Raw genomic sequence first — 25085 nt, 5'->3', positions numbered from 1 at the left:
GATATGCGCGCGGTGTGGTGCGGATTTGCGTTAGGTGTCGTGTTGTTGCAGCAGCAGGCGGCGCTGCCGGGAGGGTTCGGCGCGGCGGTGCTCGGTGTCGTGACGTGCGGGGCGATTGGAGTCGCGCTATGGGGGCTGCGTAATCGTGGCAGCGGCAGCGGCAGCGGCAGCGCGGTGTGCCGGCGGGCAGGGTGGTGCGCGGTGTGGCTTGCGGCCGTATGCATCGGCTTCGGCTATGCGGCGTGGCGCGCGCAAGCCCGGCTCGCGTATGCGCTGCCCGTCGAATCGGAAGGGCGCGATATCGAAGTGCGTGGGTATATCGAAGGACTGCCGATTTCGCTGACCAACAGCATGAGCAATCGCGCGAGCCATGTCGTTAATAAAGGTGCACGCGACGATGCGGGCGGGCGCGGGCCGGACGCCGGTGCGCGCAATCGCGAAGCCGCTGGCGCGAGTAACGCGACGAGTAGCGGGCCGAATAGCGGGCCGAATAGCGGCTCGGCGGAAGCAGTGCCTCAAGGCGCGGACGGTAGCCAGGACGCAGGTTTGCGCTTTCTGTTCAACGTCGAGTCGACCGACACGCCGGTCGCGAACTTTCCTCGCAAGTTACAGCTGTCGTGGATCGCTCAGGATGCGCCGCTGCCGCAAGGTTTGACGCCAGGCGCGCGCTGGCATCTGTTCGTACGCCTTAAACGCGCGCATGGCAACGCGAACTTTGGCGTGCGCGACTCGGAGGCGACACTCTTCGCTCGCAATATCCGCGCGACCGGCTACGTCACGCGCCCCGCCGCGGCGCAGCGCCTGCCGGGCGACGCGCGCGGCGTCGGCGTGACCGTGGACCGCTGGCGCGCGATGCTGCGCGCGCGTATCGATAGCGTGCTCGCGGACGCGCCGCATCGCGGCATCGTCGTCGCGCTCGCGATCGGCGCGCAGGATGCTGTCAGCGCCGCTGACTGGCAACTGATGCGGGCGACCGGCACGAGTCACCTCGTGGCGATTTCAGGACTGCACATCGGCTTCGTCGCGGGGCTTGCCGCGTGGCTCGCCGGTGCGATCTGGCGGCGCTCGGGACTGATCGGCGCGCGGTTCGGCGTCGCCTGGCCGCTCGTGCTGCCGGCTCAGAAGGTTGCGGTTCCGTGCGGCGCGTTATTCGCCGCGTTTCACGCGGCACTGGCCGGGTTCAACGTGCCGGCGCAGCGGGCGCTCTGGATGCTCACGGTCGTCGCGCTTGCGTTCGTCAGCGGCCGTACGGTCGCGCCGTCCGTCGTGTTGGCGTGGGCGCTCGGGCTCGTGCTGCTGGTCGACCCGTGGGCTGTGCTCGCGGCCGGATTCTGGCTGTCGTTCTGCGCAGTAGCGGCGATCCTGTTCGCGATGTCGGGCCGCGCCGCGGTGCGCACCGACGACGATCGACGGCATGCGCATGGCGGCCTCGATGATGAAGATCTGATTAACGTAGACGCACTAGCGGAAGGCTCCGCCGCAGGTGACGCACGCGAACGTGACGGGCGAGAACGTGAGGCGCGAGAACGTAATGCCCCCGTTGCCCGCAACCCGACCGACTCGAACCCGCCGGTTGAAGCGCGAAGCCCAGGCGATACGCATGAACACGTCGTCCGCAAAATGCTCAACGCGCGCCCAATCGGCATCGCTTCCACATTCCGTGTACGGAGCCGCGCGCTGATGCGCCGCTTCGCCGCGCGCATGCGAAGCGGCGCGCGTGTGCAGTTCGCGGTCACGGTTGCGCTCGCTCCGCTCACGGCCTACTGGTTCGCGCAAATTCCGCTGATCGGGCCTTTTGCGAATGCGTTTGCGATTCCATGGGTCAGCGTGCTGGTCACGCCGCTCGTGCTCGCGGGCGTCGCCTTGCCGGCTCCGCTCGATGCAGTCGCATTCCATGGCGCGCACCGGCTGCTCGATGTGCTGGCTGCGGGCTTGCATCTCGTATCGGGGCCCGCTTGGACGCTCTGGCGGCTGCCGCAGCCGGATGCATGGGCGCTCGCCGCCGCAGCGGCGGGCGTCGCCTGGTGTCTCGCGCCGCGCGGTTGGCCGCTGCGCTGGGCCGCGCCGATTGCGTGGTTGCCGCTGCTGGTGCCGCCGCCGTCGGGGCCGCCGCACGGCACGTTCCAGCTGACCGCGCTCGATATCGGCCAGGGCTCGGCAATCGTCGTCGAGACGGCGCATCACGCACTGCTGTTCGATGCAGGACCGGGGCCCGAGTCGACGCATGCGGGCGAACGCGTGGTTGTGCCGTATCTGCAGGCTGCGGGCGTACAGACGCTCGATACGCTCGTGGTTAGCCACGCGGATTCCGATCACTCGGGCGGCGCCGCGGCGGTGCTCGCGGGTGTCGAGGTGCGCCAGTTGCTGGCAGCGTTGCCGCCCAATCACGGGCTTTGGCAGAGCGCGCGGACTGCCGGTGCGGAGACGGTGCCGTGCGCGGCCGGACAGCATTGGCAATGGGACGGCGTGGACTTTGCGATGCTGTGGCCGGACGCGGGTTCGCTACGTGGCAAGCCCAATGCTCATTGCTGCGTACTGCGCGTGAGTGTAAGTACGAGCACGCATGCAAAGGGACAAGCCCTGGATGTCGCGGCGCGGACCGACGCCAACTCCAGTGCCAGTGCCAACGCCAACGCCAACGCCAACGCCAGTCCGCACGTTGCCGCACTGCTTGCAGCAGACATCGAAGCGGCTGTCGAACGCACTCTGCTCGCGCGCGATCGCAATGCGCTACGCGCGCAGATTCTGCTGGTGCCTCATCACGGCAGCAAGACCTCGTCGACTGAGCCTTTCCTCGACTCGATCGAGCCGCTCATCGCGATATTTCAGGTAGGCTACAGAAATCGGTTTCATCACCCGCATCCCGGTGTTTTTTCGCGATATGTCGCACGGCATATCGAGCTGCCGCGCAGTGACGACGACGGAGCAGTGCGCGTTGAAGCGAATGCCAGCGCGCCCGGCACACAGCAAGTCGTACTGACGCTCGAGCGGTATCGACAGACGCATCATCGATACTGGATGGATTAACACGAATCAGCGTCACGACTGGGTGAGACGACCCGGCGCGAACCATCGGCTTCGATGGGTTCGTGTGCACAACATCCGCACGCAAGCAACAGGCGACAGGCAACAAGCGACACACACGCAACAAGCAAGCGAAGCAGACCTCATCACAAAAAACGGAGACAGCAGCGCTTGAAACAGGTCATCCACTTTTCGCATGCGAACGGCTTTCCCGCGTCGATCTATCGCACGCTTTTCGCCGAACTCGGCGACGCGTACGAGCTGCGCTACATCGAACGCATTGGCCACGATCCGCGCTATCCGGTCACGCGCGACTGGCCGCATCTCGTCGAACAACTGCTCGACGACGTCGGGCGCACGTACGAGCAGCCGGTCTGGCTGGTCGGGCATTCGCTAGGCGGCTATCTGTCGCTGATGGCGGCGCTGAGAAAACCGCAGTGGGTGCGCGGCGTCGTGATGCTCGATTCGCCCGTGATCGCCGGCTGGCGCAGCGGCATGCTGCGCGTATCGCAGTGGACGGGACTCGACGAGCGCCTGTCGCCCGCGGCCGCGACGCGCACGCGCCGCACGCACTGGGCAAGCCGCGACGACGCGTGGCGGCACTTCCATGCGAAGGCCGCCTTCGCGCGCTGGGACGAACGCGTGCTGTCGGACTACATCGACTTCGGCATGCCGCAGGCGGCGGCCGACGGGGCGCGCACGCTCGCGTTCGATCGCCGCATCGAATACCTGATCTACCGGACGCTGCCGCATACGCTCGGCTCGCGCCTCGTACACGGCGCACCGGTGCCGGTCGGTTTTATCGCCGGCACGCGGTCGAAGGAGATCCGCCAGGTAGGGCTTGCGGCGACACGGCGAGCGACGGGCGACCATCTCGAATGGATCGACGGCAGTCATCTGTTTCCGATGGAAAAGCCGATCGAAACGGCGCGCGCAGTGGAGCGAATGCTGCGCGAACTGGCGGTGCATGAGCGGGTGCATGAGCGGACGCCTGAGCGGAACGCGAACGGGTAATCTGGCGACGAACGAAACCACGCTGTCATTGTCTTTGCATGGGACCGAAGCAAGCGCTAAAGCACCCGTAAAAACGCCCCGGATCGAGCTTTTATTGCTGGGTCGGGACCCTGCTTTCAGGTATAATCCGTTTTTCCCGCGAGCATCCAGCGATGACCAAATATGTTTTCGTCACCGGCGGCGTAGTGTCTTCCCTCGGCAAGGGTATTGCCGCCGCCTCCCTCGCCGCGATCCTCGAATCGCGCGGTCTCAAAGTCACCCTCCTCAAACTCGATCCCTACATCAACGTCGACCCTGGCACGATGAGCCCGTTTCAACACGGCGAAGTGTTCGTGACGGAAGACGGTGCGGAGACGGATCTCGACCTCGGCCACTACGAGCGCTTCATCAGCACGAAGATGCGCAAGGCCAATAACTTCACCACCGGCCAGATCTACGAATCGGTTATCCGCAAGGAACGCCGCGGCGATTATCTCGGTAAGACCGTGCAGGTCATTCCGCACATCACAAACGAGATCCAGGCATTCATCGAACGCGGCGCCGCATCGGCGACATGCGGTGAGCCCGATGTCGCGATCGTCGAAATCGGCGGCACCGTCGGTGACATCGAATCGCTGCCGTTCCTCGAGGCCGCGCGTCAGATGAGTCTGCGCCTCGGTCGCAATAGCGCGTGCTTCGTGCACCTCACGCTCGTGCCGTTCATCGCCACCGCGGGCGAACTGAAAACCAAGCCCACGCAGCACAGCGTGCAGAAGCTGCGCGAAATCGGTATCTATCCGAACGTGCTGCTGTGCCGCGCGGACCGCCGCATTCCCGACGACGAGCGCGCGAAGATCTCGATGTTCTCCAACGTGCCCGAAGACGCCGTGATCTCGGTGTGGGACGTCGACAGCATCTACAAGATTCCGCAGATGCTGAACGACCAGGGGCTCGACGGCCTGATCTGCGAAGAACTGAAGCTCACGCCGCAACCGGCCGATCTGTCGATGTGGGCGCAACTCGTCGACAAGCTCGAGCACCCGAAGCACGAAGTGACGATCGGCATGGTCGGCAAGTACGTCGAGCTGACCGAGTCGTACAAGTCACTGATCGAAGCACTGCGCCACGCATCGATTCACACGTCGGCGAAGGTCAACATCGAATACATCGATTCCGAAGAGATCGAAGCGAACGGTGTCGACAGCCTCAAGCATCTGGACGGCGTGCTCGTACCGGGCGGCTTCGGCCGGCGCGGCACCGAGGGCAAGATCGCCGCGATCCGCTATGCGCGCGAAGCGAAGGTGCCGTATCTCGGCATCTGCCTCGGCATGCAACTGGCCGTGATCGAATTCGCGCGTGACGTCGTCGGTCTCAAGGATGCAAACAGCACCGAGTTCGATGCGTCTACGCCGAATCGCGTCGTCGCGCTGATCACCGAGTGGTACGACCGCGAAGGCAAGGTCGAGAAGCGCACCGAGGAATCGGATCTCGGCGGCACGATGCGCCTCGGTTCGCAGCGCTGCCCGATCAAGCCGGGCACGATGGCGTCCGAAATTTATGGCAAGGATGTGAACGAGCGGCATCGTCACCGCTACGAAGTCAACAACCGCTTCGTGCCGCAACTCGAAGCGGGCGGCCTGATTATCAGCGCGCGTACGCCGAGCGAAGATCTGCCGGAAATGATGGAGTTGCCGCGCGATATGCACCCGTGGTTCGTCGGCGTGCAGTTCCACCCGGAGTTCACGTCCACGCCGCGTGACGGGCATCCGCTCTTCAAGTCGTTCGTCGAAGCCGCGCAGCAGCACAATGCGGCGCATCAGTTGCAGGCCGGCGCGGAAGAGAAGAAAGAGGAAAAGGTATGAAGCTCGCCGATTTCGAGATCGGGCTCAATCAACCGCTCTTCCTGATCGCCGGCACCTGCGTCGTCGAATCGGAACAGATGACGATTGACACCGCGGGCCAGCTCAAGGAAATCTGCGCGAAGCTCAAGGTTCCGTTTATCTACAAGTCTTCGTACGACAAGGCGAATCGCAGTAGCGGCAAGTCGTTTCGCGGTCTCGGTATGGACGAAGGCCTGCGTATTCTTTCCGAAGTGAAGCGTCAGCTCGGCGTGCCCGTATTGACCGACGTGCACAGCATCGAAGAAATCGAGCAGGTCGCGGCGGCGGTCGACGTGCTGCAAACGCCGGCTTTCCTGTGCCGTCAAACCGATTTCATTCACGCGTGCGCGCGTTCGGGCAAGCCGGTCAATATCAAGAAAGGGCAGTTCCTCGCGCCGCACGACATGAAGAATGTGATCGACAAGGCGCGCGACGCGGCTCGCGAAGCGGGGCTCTCGGAAGACCGCTTTATGGCCTGCGAACGCGGCGTGTCGTTCGGCTATAACAACCTGGTGTCCGATATGCGTTCGCTCGCGATCATGCGCGAGACCGGCGCGCCGGTCGTGTTCGATGCGACGCACTCGGTGCAATTGCCGGGCGGCCAGGGCACGAGCTCGGGCGGCCAGCGCGAATTCGTGCCGGTGCTGGCACGCGCGGCGGTCGCAACCGGGGTCGCGGGACTTTTCATGGAAACGCATCCGAACCCCGCGCAAGCGAAGTCGGATGGACCGAACGCTGTGCCGCTGCACCGCATGGCCGATCTGCTCGAGACGTTGATCACGCTCGATCAGGCTGTGAAGCGCGCGCCGTTCCTCGAGCACGATTTCAACTGATGCCGCGCGCCGTGCGTTCCCGTATCCGGTCAGCTCCGATGCGGCTCACGCATGTCGCGTACCAACCGATGGTTGTCGAAACGGTCGGCGCTGAAGAAGCCGCAAGGCTCTGTGCGCGCCGCACGTTTCACCGTAACGAATCCACCGTAACTTCTTGAGGAAACCATGAGTGCTATCGTAGATATCATCGGTCGCGAGATTCTCGATTCGCGAGGCAACCCCACCGTCGAGTGCGACGTGCTGCTGGAGTCGGGCACGATGGGCCGCGCGGCGGTGCCGTCGGGCGCATCGACCGGCTCGCGCGAAGCGATCGAATTGCGTGACGGCGAAACCGGCCGCTATAGCGGCAAGGGCGTGCTGAAGGCGGTTGAGCACATCAACACCGAAATCTCTGAGGCGATCATGGGCCTCGACGCGTCGGAACAGGCTTTCCTCGATAAAACGCTGCTCGAGCTCGACGGCACCGACAACAAGTCGCGTCTCGGCGCGAACGCGCTGCTGGCGGTTTCGATGGCGGTCGCGAAGGCCGCTGCGGAAGAAGCCGGCCTGCCGCTGTACCGCTACTTCGGCGGCTCGGGCGCGATGCAACTGCCGGTGCCGATGATGAACATCGTCAACGGCGGCGCGCACGCGAACAACAGCCTCGACATCCAGGAATTCATGATCGTTCCGGTTAGCCAGCCGACGTTCCGTGAAGCGCTGCGCTGCGGCGCCGAGGTGTTCCACGCGCTGAAGAAAATCCTGTCCGACCGCGGCATGAGCACGGCGGTGGGCGACGAAGGCGGCTTTGCGCCGAACTTCGGCAGCAACGACGAGTGCCTGTCCACCATCCTGCAGGCGATCGAAAAGGCCGGCTACCGCGCCGGCGAAGACGTGCTGCTCGCGCTCGACTGCGCGGCGAGCGAGTTCTACCACGACGGCAAATACCAGCTGGCGGGCGAAGGCCTGCAACTGTCGTCGGCGGAATTCACCGACTATCTGGCGACGCTCGCCGACAAATTCCCGATCGTGTCGATCGAAGACGGCATGCACGAAAGCGACTGGGAAGGCTGGAAGCTCCTGACTGACAAGCTCGGCAAAAAGATCCAGCTGGTCGGCGACGACCTGTTCGTGACGAACACGCGCATCCTGAAGGAAGGCATCGAGAAGGGCATCGCGAACTCGATCCTGATCAAGATCAACCAGATCGGCACGCTGACCGAAACCTTCGCGGCGATCGAAATGGCCAAGCGCGCCGGCTACACGGCCGTGATCTCGCACCGTTCGGGCGAAACCGAGGATTCGACGATCGCCGATATCGCGGTCGGCCTGAACGCCGGGCAGATCAAGACCGGTTCGCTGTCGCGCAGCGACCGCATCTCGAAGTACAACCAGTTGCTGCGTATCGAGGAAGATCTCGGCGATATCGCGAGCTACCCGGGCAAATCCGCGTTCTACAACCTGCGTTGATTCGCGTATTGTGCTTAGCACTGACTCGATGTTAACTTGCAGTTGAGTCGCGGTTGAGTCGCAGTTGGGTGGTTCACCCCGCCGCCCTGCGTTTAGCGCAGGGCGGCGCGTATTCACAGATCTAACTTCATGCGCCTTGTCACTGTCGCTCTGGTCGTCCTGCTGGTGCTGATCCAGTTCCCGCTCTGGTGGGGGCACGGAGGCTGGCTTCGCGTTCACGAACTGCGCGAAGAGCTGGACCAGCAGCTGAAGAAAAACGCGGACGAAAAGGTTCGCAACGAGCGCATCGAAGGCGAAGTTCAGGACTTGCAGAACGGCACCGCCGCGGTCGAGGAGCGCGCCCGCTACGAGATGGGCATGGTCAAGGACAGCGAGGTGTTCGTGCAGTTCGTGTCGCCGAATGCGCCGCTGCCGGCGTCGAATTCACCGGCCGCCGCGACATCGACGCGCGGGCAGATGTCGGCCGCGCCGTTGCGCGTGGTGCCGAACCCGGAATCGCGGGCCAAGCCTGAGAAGAAACACGGCGCGAAGAAGAGCGCCAACGAAGAAGCGAAGAAGAAGGGCGCGGGTTAAGTCGTCGGCCCCGTTACCAATCCCGGCACCGATGCCGTCAGCAAACCCGTCACCAGCCCCCGTCACCATCCCCACCCCCAGCCCGGATAGCCGTAGCCGATTCCGCCGCCCCATCCATTGCCCCAACCGCCGCTCGAGTAGCTGCCGAAGACGGTGACCGGTGGCGCGTAATACCGCGACCACGCCTGCGCCGCGGCTTCGGCCGCCATCGCCTGATCCTGTTCCGCTAGCACCTGCCGGTCGATTGCGTCATAGCGCGCGCGTTCTTCAGGCGTGAGCGGATGGGCGGCGGCGGTCGCTTCGAGCTGGCTCGCCGGCAGGCGGCTATAGATCGGCGACGGACCGGGCGGGTCCAACGTGCAGCCGGCAAGCATCAGCGCGCCGCCGGCGACGAGCAGCGTCGCGGCGCTGCGCATCTGCACGCTTATGGTCCGCACGCGTCGCGTCCGATCGCTTCTCATCCGAACAAAAGGCAGTGACGAAAGCATGTTCATGTCTTCCTCCATCTGTCTGAGTTGGATACCTAAGTAAAAGCGCGCGGACGCGTGTCTGTCAATGGCGTTGATCGGCCGCCGGCGCGATGCCCTCGGACAAGCCGCTGGCGACGAAAAGCTGCGCGACGTCGACCGGATCGAACTCGTAGCGCTGATTGCAGAATTCGCAGTGAATCTCGACGTGACCGCGTTCCTCGATCACGCTGTCGACTTCCTCGCGGCCGAGCATCTTCAGCATTCCACCGACCTTTTCGCGCGAGCACGTGCATTCGAAGCGCGTACCGGCCGGCTCGAAATGGTGCACGTTTTCCTGCCAGAAGAGGCGCCGGAACAGCGTTGCCGGTTCCTCGCTCAGCAATTCGTCGTGCTTGAGCGTGCCGCCGAGCGTGCAGACGCGTTCCCATGTATCGGCGTCGAGCTCACTCGGATGCGGGACGATACCGCCGTCGCCGGGCAGCTTTTGCAGCAGCATGCCGACCGCGCGGTCGGTGTTCGCCGCGAGCCACAGCCGCGTATCGAGCTGCTCCGAATGATGCATGTAGTGCTCGAGCACCTGCGCGATCGTCTCGAACGGGCCATCGTCGCCGGACAGCGGCACGATGCCCTGATACGGCTGCTGGCCCGGCTGCTTGTTGTGCGGATCGAGCGTGATCACGCAGCGGCCGTGGCCGCTTGCGTTGATGAGTTCAGGCAGCGTCGCGTCATCGCTGATGTGCCTTGCCGCGTCGCCCGAAAACTGCGCGGAGAACTTCGCCGTCGCGCGCAGCGACAGGTTCGAATTGCACTGCACGACGAGCATTTTCACGGGACCGTCGCCGTAGATCTGCATGATCAGCGTCCCGTCGAACTTCAGGTTGGCCGACAGCAGCGCGCACGCGGCCATCATCTCGCCGAGTATCGTGCGCACGGGCGTCGGATAGTCGCGGCGCGTCAGCACCTCCTGCCACGTGTTGCGCAGCGAGACGATTTCGCCGCGAACGGGTGCCGCGCTGAACATGAATTTTTGCAACTGGTCACTCACAACTTTCCCTCGATGATGTCGCGCGGCGGGTTTGCGCCGGCCAATGCTACGCGCCGGTCGGATTTACCCGATCCGCACGAGCTGCTTCTTGTAGAACTCGCGGCGCGAGACGTAGCCTTCTGCTGCGCGCCGCAGATTGGCGATATCGGCTTCGGTCAGTTCGCGCACGACTTTGGCCGGCGCGCCCAGAATCAGCGAATTGTCCGGAAACTGCTTGCCCTCGGTCACGACCGCGCCCGCGCCGACCAGACAGTTGCGGCCGATTACCGCCCCATTCAAGACGATGGCCTGAATGCCGATCAACGCGCCTTCGCGGATCGTGCAGCCGTGCAGCATCGCCTGATGGCCGACCGTTACGTTCGCTTCGATCGTGAGCGGGTAGCCGGGGTCCGTATGCAGTACCGCGTTCTCCTGAACGTTGCTGCCGGCGCCGACCACGATCGGCTCGTTGTCCGCGCGCAGCGACGCGCCGAACCAGATGCTCGCATTCTCTTCGACGGTGACTTTGCCGATCAGCGTCGCGGTGTCCGCGACGAACACGCTTTCATGAACGGTGGGGGCTGCATCGCCAAGCTTGTAGATTGCCACTGGGTCTCCCGGGTGATCTGGGTAGGCGTCGGCCGCTGCCGGCAAGGCCGCGCGTCGTACGACAGCGGCGACATCATGCCGGAGGGTTGAAGCGCGTATTGTAAACGTTTGTGCACATTCTCCGCGTGACGGCCGATGGGCGCGTTCGGGTACCATCTGGCGCTTTACCGGCCGGCCTGAGCCTGGCCCATTCGTGCGTTGGATTCTCGTGTTGAATCCTCGTGCCCGGTTCCTGCGCTGTGTCGCTGCGCGGGGTCTCCGCGCTTTGTCCCCGCGTTTGATCAGCGCGCGCTTGCCACGCGCGCTTGTGTCCGGCGCTTGTATGCGGCGCGTGTGACGTCGTTCTGATCCGTTGATCCGTTTATCGAACATGCACCCCGCCGTTCCTGTTCCCGCCACCGCCGATTCGTCGCTCTGCTCCCGCTGCGCACGCGCCGAGGCGCTTGTCATCCTCCGTGAAGCCGAACCAGCCACGAAGGCGCAGGCCGCGCAGATTCTGCATACCCACGTCGCCGACGGCACCGCACAATGGGACACACAGCGCGGGTTCGACGAGCCGCCGGGCTTGCCCGGGCGCCCGGCGCGGCCCGAACTCGTCGAGCCGCGCAAGCTCGGGCGGCGCAGCATGCAGTCGGAGGAGGGCCGCGCGGTGCTGTTGCACGCGCTCGCGCATATCGAATTCAACGCGATCAATCTCGCGCTCGATGCGGTCTGGCGTTTCGTCGGCATGCCGGCCGCGTTCTACACGGACTGGCTGCGAGTCGCGGCCGAAGAGGCGCATCACTTCTCGCTGCTCAGCGCGCGCCTCGCGGAATTCGGCCACGCGTACGGCGACTTTCCCGCACACGACGGTTTGTGGGAAATGTGCGACCGCACGCGCGACGACGTGCTCGCGCGGATGGCGCTCGTGCCGCGCACGCTCGAGGCGCGCGGCCTCGACGCATCGCCGCCGATCCGCGCGCGGCTGCAGCAGGCGGGCGACCACGCGTCGGCGGCGATTCTCGATGTGATCCTGCGCGACGAAATCGGTCATGTGCTGATCGGTAACCGCTGGTTCCGCTATCTATGCGAGCACGCGCAGCTCGATCCGCATCAAACATATATGCGGCTCGCCGATGAATATCGTGCGCCGAGGTTACGTGGCCCGTTCAATTTCGACGCGCGCCGCGCCGCCGGCTTTGATGAGGCCGAGCTGGCCGCGCTGGCGGGGCTCGATGCGCCAGCGGCAGCTAACTCGCAAGAATCGGCGGAATCGGCAGGATCGACCGATTCCGCGCGAGAAAACTGAATCGTCCCTCGATCGGCATAAGCAGACGCACGCCGCTTATCTCAATATAATCGAACGATCATTCTTTTTAAGCCCGGATCGCCGATGACCGAATCCCGTTCAGAATTAGTTTCCGTCCGCGGCGTGCGTCTGCATGTGCGTCACTGGGGCCGCGCGGATGCGCCGATGCTGTTCATGCTGCACGGCTGGATGGATGTCGCGGCGTCATTCCAGTTCGTCGTTGACGCGCTTTGCAACCGTGCGGGCGACAAATGGCAGGTCGTCGCGCCCGATGCGCGCGGCTTCGGCCTGTCGGACTGGCCCGTCGCCGCGAAAGGCGGCGGCCACTACTGGTTCCACGAATACCTCGCGGATCTCGATGCCTTGCTCGACCACTATGCGCCGTCCGGTGCGGTGAACCTCGTCGGCCACAGCATGGGCGCGAACGTGGTTTGCCTGTATGCGGGCGTGCGGCCCGAACGCGTGCGGCGCGTGGTCGATCTCGAAGGCTTCGGTCTTGCGCCCGCGCGCGCCGCGCAGGCACCGCGGCGTCTGCGCAACTGGCTCGACGAATTGCGCGACCCGCCGCAACTGCGCCGCTATGCGTCGCTCGACGATGTCGCGGCGCGTCTCGTCGCGAACAACCCGCGCCTGCAACCGGACCGCGCGCGCTTTCTCGCGCAGCACTGGTCGAAGCCGGACGGCGAGGGCGGTTACGGGTTGCTCGCCGATCCCGCGCACAAGATCCGCAGCCCGCAGCTTTATCGCATCGACGAGGTGATGGCCGTGTGGGAGCAGGTCAGCGCGAAGGTGCTGCATATCGAAGCGACCGGCTCGCCGACGCTCGCGAGCATCGCCGGCGATATTCCGCTCGACGAATTCAAGGCGCGTTTTCGCGCGTTTCCGGACTGGCGCGAAGCGACAATCGACGACGCCGGTCATATGGTTCATCACGATCAACCCGAGCGAATTGCCGCGCTCATCGATGCGTTCTGCGCATGAGTTTTTGCGCATAAAAATCGATGTCCGGCGAACCCACGCGAGCCATATCGAGCGCCGCGCGAACGCGCGCTTCAACCTGCACTCAACAGTCGTTCAGCGCCGGTTCAACACGGGTTCGAATCGGCCCGCTGCGACGTTCACAAATCCTCTGCGTTTGCTTAGTGCATTGCAGTAAAATGGCCGGATAACCTTTTCAAGATAGTGATGAGCGCCGTTTTGAACGCCGATCTGCATTGCCATTCCACCGTCTCCGACGGCGCCTTCGCGCCTGCCGACGTAGCCCGCCGCGCGCATGAGCACGGCGTGACGCTGTGGGCGCTGACCGATCACGATGAAGTCGGCGGGCAGGTCGAAGCACGTAAAACGGCGCAGGCGCTCGGCATGGACTATCTGTGCGGCGTCGAGATTTCGGTGACATGGGCGTCACGCACGGTGCACGTCGTCGGCCTCCACATCGATCCGGCGTGTCAGGCGCTGGTCGAAGGCCTCGAGCGCACGCGCAACGGCCGCCAGGCGCGCGCCGAAGCGATGAGCGAGCAACTGGACGCGCTCGGCATTCCGAACACGTACGAAGCCGCACTGAAACTCGCGCCGAATGCGGACATGATTTCGCGTACGCACTTCGCGCGCTGTCTCGTCGAAAACGGGCACTGCAAGTCGACCCAGGACGCGTTCGATCGCTATCTCGCGGACGGCAAGCCCGGTTACGTCGCGCACCGCTGGTCGAAGCTGGCGGACGCGGTGAAGTGGATCCAGCTGGCCGGCGGCGAGGCGATCATCGCGCATCCGGGGCGCTACGACTACACGCCGCTCGAATTCGACGCGCTGTTCGGCGAATTTATCGATCTCGGCGGCAAGGCGATCGAAGTGGTCACGGGCAGTCACACGCCCGACCAGTATCGCGAATACGCTGATGTGGCGCGCCGCTTCGGTTTCGAGGCATCGCGCGGCTCGGATTTCCACGCGGCAGGCGAAGGCCGCGTCGAGATCGGCAGCCTGCCGCCGCTGCCTTCGGACCTGAAGCCGGTCTGGGAACGCTGGCTGTGACGCCCGCGCCGCATGGGCACGCACCGTGCGTGACCGATCGGCACCCCGTCCACCGAACCGCCAGTCATCATGTCCCAATACTTTCGGCTCCATCCTGACAATCCGCAGCCGCGCCTCATCAAACAGGCCGCGCAGATCGTCTGCGGCGGTGGCCTTGTCGCGCTGCCGACCGACTCGAGCTACGCGCTCGGCTGCCGGCTCGACGACAAGCAGGCGGCCGAACGTCTGCGGCGCATTCGGGGCCTCGACGACAAGGCGCTGCTCGCGCTGCTCGTGCGCGACCTCTCGGAGCTCGCGAGCTTCGCGATGGTCGACAACCGTCAGTACCGGCTGATCAAATCGGTGACGCCGGGTCCGTATGTGTTCGTGCTCGAAGCCACCAAGGAAGTGCCGCGGCGTCTGTCGCATCCGTCGCGCAAGACGATCGGCCTGCGCGTGCCCGATCACGCGATCACGCTGGCGCTGCTCGAAGAGCTGGGTCAGCCGCTGCTCGGCACGACGCTGATCATGCCCGGCGAGACGCGGCCGCTGAACGACCCGGAAGAGATTCGCGAGCGCCTCGAAAAGCAGGTCGATCTCGTGATCGACGGCGGTGCGTGTGCCTGCGAACCGTCGACAGTGATCGATCTGACGGGCGAAGAGCCGGTGCTGGTGCGTGCGGGTCGCGGCAGTCTCGCGCCGTTCGGCCTCGAGCAGCCGGCATAACGAACGGCCGACTTACCGTGACCACGACAGCGCGTGACAACTGCAGCGCCAACAATCCCCGGCAACGACCCCAGCGGCGATAATTCGAACGTGATAACGCAAACCGGACAGACGCGGCAAGCCGCGTTGCTACAATAGCCGCGCTATGGAATCTTCCCTGATACAAACAATCGTCGTCTATGCGCTGCCGGTCGTTTTCGCGATCACGTTGCATGAGGCCGCTCACGGTTACGTCGCCCGCATGCTCGGCGACAATACCGCCTACGTGCTTGGCCGCGTTTCGTTTAATCCGATGCGTCATATCGATCCGCTCGGCACGATCGCGATTCCGCTTTTGCTGTATTTCGCGACGAGCGGCGCGTTCATGTTCGGCTATGCGAAGCCGGTGCCGGTCGCGTTCGGCAATCTGCGCAATCCGCGCTGGGGCTCGCTATGGGTGGCGCTCGCCGGGCCGCTGTGCAATTTCATCCAGGCGCTCGTGTGGGGCGTGTTCGGCGTTGCGCTGGCCGCGATGAATATCGAAGAACCGTTTTTCACCCGCATGGCGTCGGCCGGTGTCGGCATCAATCTCGTGCTTGGTGTGTTAAACCTGTTTCCGTTGCCGCCGCTCGACGGTGGCCGCGTGCTCGCCGCACTGTTGCCGCCGCGGCCGTCGATTGCGCTGTCGCGCATCGAGCCTTACGGCTTTTTCATCGTGATGGCGCTTGTGCTGACCGGCACGCTGACGAAATTCTGGCTACGGCCGCTCGTCAGTCTCGGCTACGATGCCGTGACCGCCATCCTGACCCCCCTCGTCTCGCTTTTCTGATCAAACCATGTACCCAGACCGAATTTTCTCCGGCATGCGGCCTACCGGCTCGCTGCACCTCGGCCACTACCACGGCGTACTGAAAAACTGGGTGCGGCTGCAGTCCGAATACCCGTGTTTCTTCTGCGTGGTCGACTGGCACGCGTTGACGACGCATTACGAAACGCCTGAGGTGATCGAAAAGAACGTCTGGGAAGTGTTGATCGACTGGCTCGCATCGGGCATCGACCCGGCGCAGGCCACGCTGTTTATCCAGAGCCGCGTGCCCGAGCACGCGGAACTGGCGCTGCTGCTCGGCATGAGCACGCCGCTCGGCTGGCTCGAACGCGTGCCGACTTATAAGGAGCAGATGGAGAAACTGAAAGACAAGGATCTGTCCACGTACGGTTTCCTTGGCTATCCGGTGTTGATGGCGGCCGACATCCTGCTTTATCGCGGCTCGCTCGTGCCGGTCGGCGAAGACCAGGTGCCGCACGTCGAAATGACGCGCGAAATTGCGCGCCGCTTCAACTATTTGTACGGCCGCGAGCCCGGCTTCGAGGAGAAAGCGTCCGAAGCGGCGAAGAAGCTCGGCGGTAAGCGCGCGAAGCTGTACCACGAGCTGCGTAATTCGTATCAGCAGGAAGGCGACGACGAAGCGCTCGAAAAAGCGCGCGCGATGCTGCAGGAGTCGCAAAGTCTTTCGATGAGCGATCGCGAGCGGCTGTTCGGCTATCTCGAAGGCTCGCGCAAGATCATTCTGGTCGAGCCGCAGGCGATGCTGACCGAGGCGTCGCGCATGCCGGGCCTCGACGGGCAGAAGATGTCGAAGTCGTACGGCAACACGATCGGCCTGCGTGAAGACGCGGAAACGATCACGAAGAAAGTGCGCACGATGCCGACCGATCCGGCCCGCGTGCGCCGTACCGATCCGGGCGATCCGGACAAGTGCCCGGTGTGGCAATTGCATCAGGTCTATACCGACGAAGCGACGCACGAATGGGTGCAGAAGGGTTGCCGGTCGGCGGGCATTGGTTGCCTCGAATGCAAGCAGCCGGTGATCGAAGGCATTCTGCGCGAGCAGCAGCCGATGCTCGAGCGCGCGCAGAAGTACATGGACGATCCGTCGCTGTTGCGTGCAATCGTTGCGGACGGTTGCGACAAGGCACGCCGCTTTGCGACGGAGACGATGCGCGACGTGCGCGAGGCGATGGGGCTGTCGTACAACTGATGCGCGCGTATTCGTGGCGGGCGAGGCTCGCGTCGTGACCGGGAACGGCGAGCCGTCGGACAGCGCGGCGTCGGCATCGGTGTCGGGGTCCACGTCTGCGCCGACGACGCAGCACGGGCTCGGCGAGCCGTCGCGCTGGGTGCGCCGCTGGACGCATCTGGTCGCGCCGGGCGGCGCTGTGCTCGACGTAGCGTCGGGAGCGGGGCGGCATTCGCGCTGGTTCGCCGCGCGCGGACATCCGGTCACTGCGATCGATCGCGATGCCAACGCGCTCGCGACGATGCGCGACGAGCCGAATATCGCTACGGTTGTGGCCGATATCGAAAACGCGGCATGGCCGCTTGCCGGTGACGCGACTTTCGCGGCGATCGTCGTCACGAACTACCTGCATCGGCCGCTCTTTCCGCAGTTGCTGCGCTCGCTTGGCGAGGGTGGCGTGCTGATCTACGAAACCTTCGCACAAGGCAACGAGACCGTCGGCAAGCCCTCGAACCCCGCTTTTCTTTTGCAGCCCGGCGAGCTTCTCGATACCGTGCACGGACAGCTTCGCGTGATCGCGTTTCAGGACGGTTTTCTGGCTGAACCGCGCCCTGCATTCATCCAACGAATCTGTGCCGTGAACGAATCTCGCAGTAAGCAGGCGGACAAAACGGAAAGTGTTGCTTTTCCGCCTGAATTGCTGGTTCCCCCGCGTTACGATTTGGCCGGTTAATCCGCTACAATTCCGGTTTATTCAGTAAATTCATCGAGTTCAATGGCAAACGAGACCCAGGGCGGAGCCGGCAGCACGCGCGGCGCGCGCAACGACAGTATTTGGATTCGCGGCAGCATTCCTGCCATCGTCACCCCGATGCACGAAGACGGCAGCCTCGATCTGCCGGCGTTCCGAAAACTGATCGACTGGCATATCGAAGAAGGCACGAGCGGACTCGTTGTCGTAGGCACGAGCGGCGAATCAGCGACGCTGTCGGTGGAAGAGCACATCCTGATGGTGAAGACCGCGGTCGAGCACGCAGCCGGCCGGATTCCGGTCATCGCAGGCGCGGGCGGCAATTCGACGGCCGAAGCGATCGAACTCTCGGCGCAAGCGAAAGAAGTCGGCGCCGATGCGACGCTGCAGGTCGTGCCGTACTACAACAAGCCGACGCAGGAAGGCATCTATCGTCACTTCGCGAAAATCGCGGAAACCGTCGACCTGCCGGTGATCCTTTACAATGTGCCCGGCCGCACCGTGGCGGACATGGCGCACGAGACGGTTTTGCGTCTCGCGCAGGTGCCGGGCATCGTTGGCGTGAAGGAAGCAACCGGCAATATCGATCGCGCCGCGCACCTGATCAAGGCCGCGCCAAAGCATTTCGGGATTTACAGCGGCGACGATCCGACCGCGATCGCGCTGATGCTGCTCGGCGGCCACGGCAATATTTCGGTGACCGCGAACGTCGCGCCGCGCGCGATGGCGCAGTTGTGCGCAGCGGCGCTCGCAGCCGATGCGAAAACAGCGCGGGAGATTCATCTGAAACTCCTGTCGCTGCATAAGAACCTCTTTATCGAATCGAATCCGATTCCGGTGAAATGGGTACTGCAGCAAATGGGCCGCATGGAAGGCGGCATCCGTTTGCCTCTTACGCCGCTCGACGCGCGCTACCACGAGGTGGTGCGCACGGCGATGCGCGAAGCAGGACTGCCGGGCTAGAAGGACCGTATCGCGAGTCGTGCTGCGCAATGCGCACGCTCGCGTGACCGGCCACACCGGCGCTTTGTTTAACCATAACGATCACGCCTCGTTCGGGATCCGAACCTGGCACGCGTTCCAGCGTCACGAAGGACCACATGAAACGTTCCGCCCTCTCCATCCACGCAACGCGCGTCGCGGTTTTGACGCTTGCTGTGTCGGCGCTTGCTGGTTGCGAGTCGCTGAACGACATGCTCGCCACAGATCGGGTCAACTACAAGGACACGCCGACGGCGCCGCCGCTCGCCGTGCCGAACGATCTGACCGCCGCGCAGATCGACCAGCGCTATGAGGCGCCGCCGGTTGGCACCGCGCTCGGCAGCGCGCCGCAGCGCGCGAAGACCGAAGCCGGCAATCTGACCGAAGGCGTGCCGACCGCGCAGGATCCGCTCGGCATGCACATCGAGCGCGACGGCGACCGCCGCTGGCTCGTCGTCGACGGCCGTACGCCCGATCAGCTGTGGCCGCAGCTGCAGGAATTCTGGACGGAGAACGGTTTTTCGCTGAAAACAAACGCGCCGTCCACCGGCATCATGACCACCGACTGGGCCGAAAATCGCGCGAACATTCCGGACGACTGGTTCCGCCGCACGGTCGGCCGCGTGATCGATTTCGCGTATTCGTCGGGCACGCGCGACAGCTTCCGCACGCTCGTTTCGCGCGATGCGAGCGGCGCAACCGATATCTCGATCACGCACAGTTCGATGGAAGAAGTGCTGACGGGCATGGACAAGACATCGTCGAAATGGGTTGAGCAGCCGCGCGATCCGGCGCTTGAAGCGGCCTTCCTGTCGAAGCTGATGCAGAAGTTCGGCCTGACCGACGCGCAATCGAAGCAGCTGATCACCGATGCGCGTCCGGCGGCGGCGAGCGCGAAACTGGCCGGCGAAACGACGCTCGACCTGCCTGAGTCGTTCGACCGCGCATGGTTGCGCGTCGGCCTTGCGCTCGACCGGACCAATTTCACGGTCGACAATCGCGATCGCGAGAAGGGCATTTATTACGTCCGCTACGCCGATTCCCTGCAGGAAGTGAAGCGCGAGGGGCTGCTCGGCAAGATCTTTACCAGCGACCCGAAAAAATCGAAGAGCCCGGAATACCTCGTCAATGTGCGCCCGACGAGCGACACCATGACGCAGGTCGCCGTGGTCGATTCGAACGGGCAGATTGATACGTCATCGGACGCGCAGCGCATCGTGTCGCTGCTGCATGCACAGCTGAACTAACGCGGCCGTGCGGTTCGCCAGTCTGGGAAGCGGCAGCGAAGGCAATGCACTGGTCGTCGAAGCGCAAAGCGGCACGACGACTACGCGCGTTCTGCTCGATTGCGGCTTCTCGGCGAAGGAAGTTGAACGGCGGCTCGCGCGGATCGGTCTCGACGCCGAGCCGTTCGCCGCCATCATCATTACCCACGAACACAGCGACCATATCGGCAGCGCGCTGACGCTCGCCCGCAAGTGGTCGGTTCCCTTGTACATGAGCTGGGGCACGGCCCGCGCGGTCGGCGCCGACGACGCGAACGTCGATTTGCGCGTGCTGTGGGGCGACGAGGCGGTCGCGGTCGGCGATCTCAGCGTGTTGCCTTATACCGTTCCTCACGACGCGCGCGAGCCGTTGCAGTATGTGTTCTCGAACGGCGCGGCGCGGCTCGGCGTACTGACCGACGTCGGCACGTCGACGCCGCATATCAACGCGGTATTAAGCGGCTGCGACGCACTGGTGCTCGAATGCAATCACGACGTCGAGATGCTCGCGACGAGCCGTTATCCGGCGTCGTTGAAGGCGCGCATCGGCGGCAACCACGGGCATCTGAACAACGACGCGGCGGCCGAGATCCTCGCTTCGCTCGACCGGTCGCGGTTGCGTCATCTGGTCGCGGCGCATCTGAGCCAGCAGAATAATCTGCCGGAACTGGCGCAGGCGGCGATGGCCGCGGTGCTGAACGCGGCGGCCGCGGACGTCGTGGTCGCGTCCCAGGACAGCGGCTTCGACTGGCTGACGCTTTAGTCGGTGTCGGTTGTCCGTAAGCTCGCTCGGCAAGATATCCAGCGCTAAAAACAAAACGCCCGTGACGATTCGTCACGGGCGTTTTTCCAACTGAAGCCGGCGGTGCTATGTCGCGCTAAGCCGCCGGTCTGGCTTTCAACGATGTCAGTTGCGGTTGCCGCCGAAGATGCCGAGCAGCGCAAGCAGATTGACGAACACGTTGTACAGGTCGAGGTAGATCGCGAGCGTTGCGGTGATGTAGTTCGTTTCACCGCCGTTCACCACGCGTTGCACGTCGAACAGCATGTACGCCGAGAAAATCACGATGGCGAGCACCGAGATGGTGAGCATCAGCGCCGGCAACTGCAGGAACAGATTCGCGACCATCGCGAGCAGCAGCACAATCACGCCGACGAACAGCCACTTACCGAGGCCCGAGAAATCGCGCTTGCTGACCGTGGCGACCGTTGCCATCGCGGCGAAGATCACACCGGTGCCACCGAACGCGAGCATGATCAGCGACGGACCGTTCGAAAAGCCGAGGATGAAGCTCAACAGGCGCGACAGCATCAGGCCCATGAAGAACGTGAAGCCTAGCAGCACGAATACGCCGGCAGCGCTGTCCTTGGTTTTCTGGATCGCGAACATGAAGCCGAACGCGATCGCGAAGAACGCGAGCATGCTCATCGCGGGGCTGGTGGCGGCGAACAGCGAGAAGCCCGTGACGACGCCCACCCACGCGCCCAGCACCGTCGGCACCATCGACAGCGCGAGCAGCCAGTAGGTGTTGCGCAGTACGCGGTTGCGTGTTTCGGCCGTGGTGACGGAACCACTGCGGCCAAAGTTATAGGGTGATTCGTTCATGGTTTCTCCTTGCGTGAGACGCAGTGTTACCCGGTGGTTTGCACTATCTGTTCTACGGTGCCGGCAAGCGGGTTGCCGCCGGTCACTCGACCCACCAACCCTAAGATAAGCGCGGCGCACAGGAGTTTCAATGCACTTCGCGACGATTGCAACCTTAAACGCGAGGCTGTTTCCTTGGGTTCTGTAAGCCGCGGTGGGCACTCTGCTTTGATTCTTTCAAGATGTAAGGGTTCAATCGCAATCATACCCTGGAACATGCTACAATAGCGGATTCATTTGAATTTGTAACTTCTTAATTTTTTGGAGTTTTTATGGCGATCGAACGCACTCTGTCGATTATCAAGCCGGACGCTGTGGCCAAGAACGTAATTGGTCAGATCTATACCCGTTTCGAAAACGCGGGCCTCAAGATCGTGGCGTCGCGGATGGTGCAACTGTCGCGTGCCGACGCTGAGAAGTTCTACGCTGTGCACCGTGAGCGTCCGTTCTTCAAGGACCTCGTTGAATTCATGATTTCGGGCCCGGTCGTCGTGCAGGCGCTCGAAGGCGAAAACGCAATCCTGAAGCACCGCGACCTGATGGGCGCAACGGATCCGAAGAAGGCCGAGAAGGGCACGATCCGTGCCGATTTCGCCGACAGCATCGACGCGAACGCGGTGCATGGTTCGGATGCGGCCGAAACGGCGCGCGTCGAAATCGCGTTTTTCTTCCCGGAAGTGAATGTTTATTCGCGCTAAGCCGCGATGGTGTAGTAACAACGCCGGAACGGGCGCGAACGGCAGTGCGTTCATGCAGCTTGCTGGGTGAACGCAGTCTCGCACTGAAATGGCAGGATTCGATATGACGAGCAGTCCCACCGTCAACCTTCTCGATCTCGACGCCGAAGGGCTCGCCGCATACTGCGGCAGCCTCGGCGAGAAGCCGTTTCGCGCCAAGCAATTGCAGCGCTGGATTCACCAGTACAACGCGGCGGACTTCGACGGCATGACCGATCTCGCGAAGTCGCTGCGCGAAAAGCTGAAAAGCCGCGCATCGATCACGATGCCCGGCATTGTCAGCGACCATATTTCTGCCGACGGCACCCGCAAGTGGCTGATCGACGTCGGCAATAGCAATGCAGTCGAAACCGTGTTCATTCCGGAAGAAGGGCGCGGCACGCTGTGCGTGTCGTCGCAGGCCGGATGCGCGGTCAATTGCCGGTTCTGCTCGACCGGCAAGCAAGGCTTTTCACGCAATCTGAGCACGGGCGAAATCATTGGCCAGCTGCGCATGGCGGAATTCGCGCTGCGCGCGTCGCTCGGTGTCGATGGCGGCCGCGCAACGGGTGGCGACGGCAAGGGCGAGCGTGTCGTCACGAACGTCGTGATGATGGGCATGGGCGAGCCGCTGCTGAACTACGACGCGGTCGTGCCGGCCATGCGCCTGATGCTCGACGACAACGCGTATGGCCTGTCGCGCCGGCGCGTCACGCTGTCCACGTCCGGCGTCGTGCCGATGATGGACCGGCTCGGCGCCGATCTGCCGGTTGCGCTCGCGGTGTCGCTGCACGCGCCCACCGACGATCTGCGCGACATGCTCGTGCCGTTGAACAAGAAGTACCCGCTGCGCGAACTGATGGCCGCGTGCCAGCGGTATCTGAAAGTCGCGCCGCGAGATTTCATTACTTTCGAATATTGCATGCTCGACGGCGTGAACGACAGCGAAGCGCAGGCGCGCGAACTGCTCGCGCTGACGCGCGACGTGCCGTGCAAATTCAATCTGATTCCGTTCAATCCGTTCCCGGAGTCGGGGCTTTTCCGCTCGAAACAGGAACAGATCAAGCGGTTCGCGCACGTGCTGATCGACGCAGGGGTCGTCACGACGGTGCGCAAGACACGCGGCGACGACATCGATGCTGCCTGCGGCCAGTTAGCCGGTGCGATCAAGGATCGCACGCGGCTTGCTGAACGTATGGGGAAGGCGGCGAAGGTTATCGAGGTTCGCGCCGTGTAACTGTGCGGGGCCGGCCGCAGTGTCTGTCTGGCGCATGAGTGGCGCATGAATGGCACATGAGCGGCGCACAGAAAAGCTGCACATAGGCCCGCACATTTTGTTATAAACGGTCTGCGATTGCGGCTCGAGTCATAAGCTTGAGCGGGTCGTACAAGAAGAATCGACGCGAAAGGATTTGGGATGAGTGAGCCGCAGCACCCGCAACCGCACGACACCGATAGACATGCCGGGCGTCCGGCGCCGGTCGCCGCTCCTGCTACGCTGCAGCCGGCCATGCAGGCGGGTAACGAGTCGCTTGCTTCGGTGGGGGCGCGTCTTGCTCAGTTGCGCGAATCGAAAGGTTGGTCGATCGAAGATGTGTCCGCGCGACTGAAAGTATCGGTCACCAAATTGCGCGCGCTCGAGGCGGGCGATCTGAGTCATTTGCCGGATACGACCTTCGCGCTCGGCGTCGTGCGCAGCTACACGAAAATGCTCGGCGCCGATCCGGCGCCTTATACGCAGGCGCTGCGCCGCGAACGCGGCGTGCCGGCGCCGGACCTGACGATGCCCGCGTCGTCGGGCGCCGACTTACCGCGTGGCAAGGTATCGCTGTCGCTTGGCAGCAACGGCCCGCGTCGGCGTTCATGGCTGTGGGGCGTGGCGGCCGTGGTCGTCGCGTTGATCGCGTTGGCGATGTGGCATACGAACGGGGGCGACTCGAGCGCATGGCTCGCGCGCCTGAAGGCGACCGCGAGCGGCGTGGGCTCGACGAGTGCCGCGGGCGGCGCGAGTGGTGCAGCCGCCAATGTGGCGCAGGGCTCGACGACGGTGCAGGCGGCCGACAACGCCGAAGCATCGGATGCGCAGACGGCGGGTGCTGCACAAGCGGCGTCGCAGTCTGACGAACAGCAGGCGCAACCGGCGGCAGCGGCTCCGGCAGCGGCCGCGCCAAACGTGGCGGCAAGTTCGGCGAACGCGGCTGCGGCTACGGCCAACGCCGCAATGCAGGCCAGCGCGACGACGACAGCAACGAACGCGGCCGCGGCAAGCGCGACTCAGCCGGCCGTGCCCGCGGGCTCATCGACGGTGACGGTCAAGGTGACGCAGGACAGCTGGTTCAGCATCCGTCAGAAAGACGGCAAGGAAATGTTTTCGGGCCTCGTGCACGCGGGCGACAGCAAGGAAGTGAGCGGCGAGGCGCCGTTCAAGGTGACGGTCGGCAACAAGGCCGGCCTCGATTCGATGACGCTCGACGGACAGCCCGTCGATCCGGCCAAATATGCATCGGCGAAGGGGAATGTGGCACGCTTCGCATTGCCTTGATGACTCCGCGCGGCGGTCTCTGCACGGCTCGCGTGGTGCGCCACGCTCATCGCCGGGCTCGGGCGGGCGGCGGGCGAAGCGATAACAAACCGGTGAAACAGCTGGTGAAGCGAACCGGCGTTACGCCCGCCGACCGATGCATACGGCATAGTTACAATACGAGCGCGCGGCCAGCGCGAGGCAATGCGAGCCGCGCCGCTCGATACGAGTTTCAAAGCGGGTCCAACAGCAGATTTCAATAGCCGGCTCGCTGCAGAGAGCGTTTCATAGCCAGACTGCAGCGAACTGCGACAGCAGAGCCGGCTTCAAAGG

The 25085-nt window shown here is 63.9% G+C and carries 23 protein-coding genes; 19 read left to right on the top strand and 4 right to left on the bottom strand.

What is annotated here, in order from left to right; all coding sequences use genetic code 11:
• Window positions 1-3 precede the first annotated feature (3 nt).
• The 6 genes from KZJ38_RS14110 (at window position 4) to ftsB (ending at window position 8752) form a co-directional block, all read left to right on the top strand.
• On the top strand, window positions 4-3027 hold the full coding sequence (locus KZJ38_RS14110) for a ComEC/Rec2 family competence protein (protein WP_246641472.1): 3024 nt from the start codon (window positions 4-6) through the stop codon (window positions 3025-3027).
• Between the two features lie 168 nt (window positions 3028-3195).
• Entirely contained in the window at window positions 3196-4038 is an 843-nt protein-coding gene (locus KZJ38_RS14105; protein ID WP_219796511.1) for an alpha/beta fold hydrolase, read from the top strand.
• Window positions 4039-4190: 152 nt separating this feature from the next.
• On the top strand, window positions 4191-5879 hold the full coding sequence (gene pyrG, locus KZJ38_RS14100; RefSeq protein WP_219796509.1) for a CTP synthase: 1689 nt from the start codon (window positions 4191-4193) through the stop codon (window positions 5877-5879).
• Window positions 5876-6730, top strand: a complete 855-nt coding sequence (gene kdsA / locus KZJ38_RS14095) for a 3-deoxy-8-phosphooctulonate synthase (protein WP_219796507.1) — start codon at window positions 5876-5878, stop codon at window positions 6728-6730. The genes pyrG and kdsA overlap by 4 nt, the downstream gene beginning before the upstream one ends.
• Before the next feature lie 165 nt (window positions 6731-6895).
• Window positions 6896-8179: a phosphopyruvate hydratase gene (gene eno, locus KZJ38_RS14090; RefSeq protein WP_075156776.1), complete on the top strand. Its 1284-nt coding sequence runs from the start codon at window positions 6896-6898 to the stop codon at window positions 8177-8179.
• Window positions 8180-8308: 129 nt separating this feature from the next.
• A complete protein-coding gene (gene ftsB / locus KZJ38_RS14085; protein WP_219796505.1) occupies window positions 8309-8752 on the top strand; it encodes a cell division protein FtsB in 444 nt (147 codons plus the stop codon).
• Window positions 8753-8814: 62 nt separating this feature from the next.
• On the opposite strand, the gene KZJ38_RS14080 is transcribed toward ftsB, so the two are convergent.
• The 3 genes from KZJ38_RS14080 to KZJ38_RS14070 all read right to left on the bottom strand — a co-directional run bounded on the left by KZJ38_RS14080 (window position 8815) and on the right by KZJ38_RS14070 (window position 10855).
• Window positions 8815-9168 (bottom strand): hypothetical protein, encoded by a 354-nt coding sequence (locus KZJ38_RS14080; protein WP_246641771.1) that lies wholly within the window; start codon window positions 9166-9168, stop codon window positions 8815-8817.
• 136 nt (window positions 9169-9304) lie between these two features.
• A complete protein-coding gene (gene hslO, locus KZJ38_RS14075; RefSeq protein ID WP_219796501.1) occupies window positions 9305-10267 on the bottom strand; it encodes an Hsp33 family molecular chaperone HslO in 963 nt (320 codons plus the stop codon).
• A 63-nt stretch (window positions 10268-10330) separates the two neighbouring features.
• Window positions 10331-10855: a gamma carbonic anhydrase family protein gene (locus KZJ38_RS14070; protein WP_219796500.1), complete on the bottom strand. Its 525-nt coding sequence runs from the start codon at window positions 10853-10855 to the stop codon at window positions 10331-10333.
• A gap of 370 nt (window positions 10856-11225) precedes the next feature.
• Here KZJ38_RS14070 and KZJ38_RS14065 point away from each other — a divergent pair, with 370 nt between their 5' ends.
• The 10 genes from KZJ38_RS14065 to KZJ38_RS14020 all read left to right on the top strand — a co-directional run bounded on the left by KZJ38_RS14065 (window position 11226) and on the right by KZJ38_RS14020 (window position 20633).
• Window positions 11226-12143, top strand: a complete 918-nt coding sequence (locus tag KZJ38_RS14065) for a ferritin-like domain-containing protein (protein ID WP_219796498.1) — start codon at window positions 11226-11228, stop codon at window positions 12141-12143.
• Between the two features lie 84 nt (window positions 12144-12227).
• Window positions 12228-13124: an alpha/beta fold hydrolase gene (locus tag KZJ38_RS14060; protein ID WP_219796496.1), complete on the top strand. Its 897-nt coding sequence runs from the start codon at window positions 12228-12230 to the stop codon at window positions 13122-13124.
• 216 nt (window positions 13125-13340) lie between these two features.
• Complete coding sequence (locus tag KZJ38_RS14055) at window positions 13341-14171, top strand: 3',5'-nucleoside bisphosphate phosphatase (protein ID WP_219800333.1); 831 nt, start codon at window positions 13341-13343, stop codon at window positions 14169-14171.
• A gap of 69 nt (window positions 14172-14240) precedes the next feature.
• Entirely contained in the window at window positions 14241-14876 is a 636-nt protein-coding gene (locus KZJ38_RS14050; RefSeq protein ID WP_219796495.1) for an L-threonylcarbamoyladenylate synthase, read from the top strand.
• 145 nt (window positions 14877-15021) lie between these two features.
• Window positions 15022-15684, top strand: a complete 663-nt coding sequence (locus KZJ38_RS14045) for a site-2 protease family protein (RefSeq protein ID WP_219796494.1) — start codon at window positions 15022-15024, stop codon at window positions 15682-15684.
• Window positions 15685-15691: 7 nt separating this feature from the next.
• Window positions 15692-16894 carry a tryptophan--tRNA ligase gene (locus KZJ38_RS14040; RefSeq protein WP_219796492.1) on the top strand — a complete coding sequence of 401 codons (1203 nt, stop codon included), beginning with the start codon at window positions 15692-15694 and terminating at the stop codon, window positions 16892-16894.
• A 79-nt stretch (window positions 16895-16973) separates the two neighbouring features.
• A complete protein-coding gene (locus tag KZJ38_RS14035) occupies window positions 16974-17606 on the top strand; it encodes a class I SAM-dependent methyltransferase (RefSeq protein ID WP_219800332.1) in 633 nt (210 codons plus the stop codon).
• A 42-nt stretch (window positions 17607-17648) separates the two neighbouring features.
• Window positions 17649-18587, top strand: a complete 939-nt coding sequence (gene dapA / locus KZJ38_RS14030; RefSeq protein WP_219796490.1) for a 4-hydroxy-tetrahydrodipicolinate synthase — start codon at window positions 17649-17651, stop codon at window positions 18585-18587.
• Window positions 18588-18724: 137 nt separating this feature from the next.
• The gene (bamC, locus tag KZJ38_RS14025; RefSeq protein WP_219796489.1) at window positions 18725-19852 is read left to right on the top strand and encodes an outer membrane protein assembly factor BamC; all 1128 of its coding nucleotides are present in this window, start codon (window positions 18725-18727) and stop codon (window positions 19850-19852) included.
• A gap of 7 nt (window positions 19853-19859) precedes the next feature.
• Complete coding sequence (locus tag KZJ38_RS14020) at window positions 19860-20633, top strand: MBL fold metallo-hydrolase (protein ID WP_219796487.1); 774 nt, start codon at window positions 19860-19862, stop codon at window positions 20631-20633.
• Window positions 20634-20777: 144 nt separating this feature from the next.
• On the opposite strand, the gene KZJ38_RS14015 is transcribed toward KZJ38_RS14020, so the two are convergent.
• A complete protein-coding gene (locus KZJ38_RS14015) occupies window positions 20778-21476 on the bottom strand; it encodes a Bax inhibitor-1/YccA family protein (protein WP_219796485.1) in 699 nt (232 codons plus the stop codon).
• Window positions 21477-21787: 311 nt separating this feature from the next.
• On the opposite strand from KZJ38_RS14015, the gene ndk reads away from it, so the two are divergent.
• The 3 genes from ndk (at window position 21788) to KZJ38_RS14000 (ending at window position 24773) form a co-directional block, all read left to right on the top strand.
• A complete protein-coding gene (gene ndk, locus KZJ38_RS14010) occupies window positions 21788-22213 on the top strand; it encodes a nucleoside-diphosphate kinase (protein ID WP_219796484.1) in 426 nt (141 codons plus the stop codon).
• Between the two features lie 103 nt (window positions 22214-22316).
• Complete coding sequence (gene rlmN, locus KZJ38_RS14005; protein WP_219796483.1) at window positions 22317-23468, top strand: dual-specificity RNA methyltransferase RlmN; 1152 nt, start codon at window positions 22317-22319, stop codon at window positions 23466-23468.
• A 180-nt stretch (window positions 23469-23648) separates the two neighbouring features.
• Entirely contained in the window at window positions 23649-24773 is a 1125-nt protein-coding gene (locus KZJ38_RS14000) for a helix-turn-helix domain-containing protein (protein WP_219796482.1), read from the top strand.
• The last annotated feature ends 312 nt before the right edge of the window (window positions 24774-25085 follow it).

The sequence above is a fragment of the Paraburkholderia edwinii genome, from assembly GCF_019428685.1.
Lineage (GTDB): Bacteria > Pseudomonadota > Gammaproteobacteria > Burkholderiales > Burkholderiaceae > Paraburkholderia > Paraburkholderia edwinii.
Note: the sequence above shows the minus strand (reverse complement) of the source record. Positions and strands in the feature narration are given on the sequence as shown.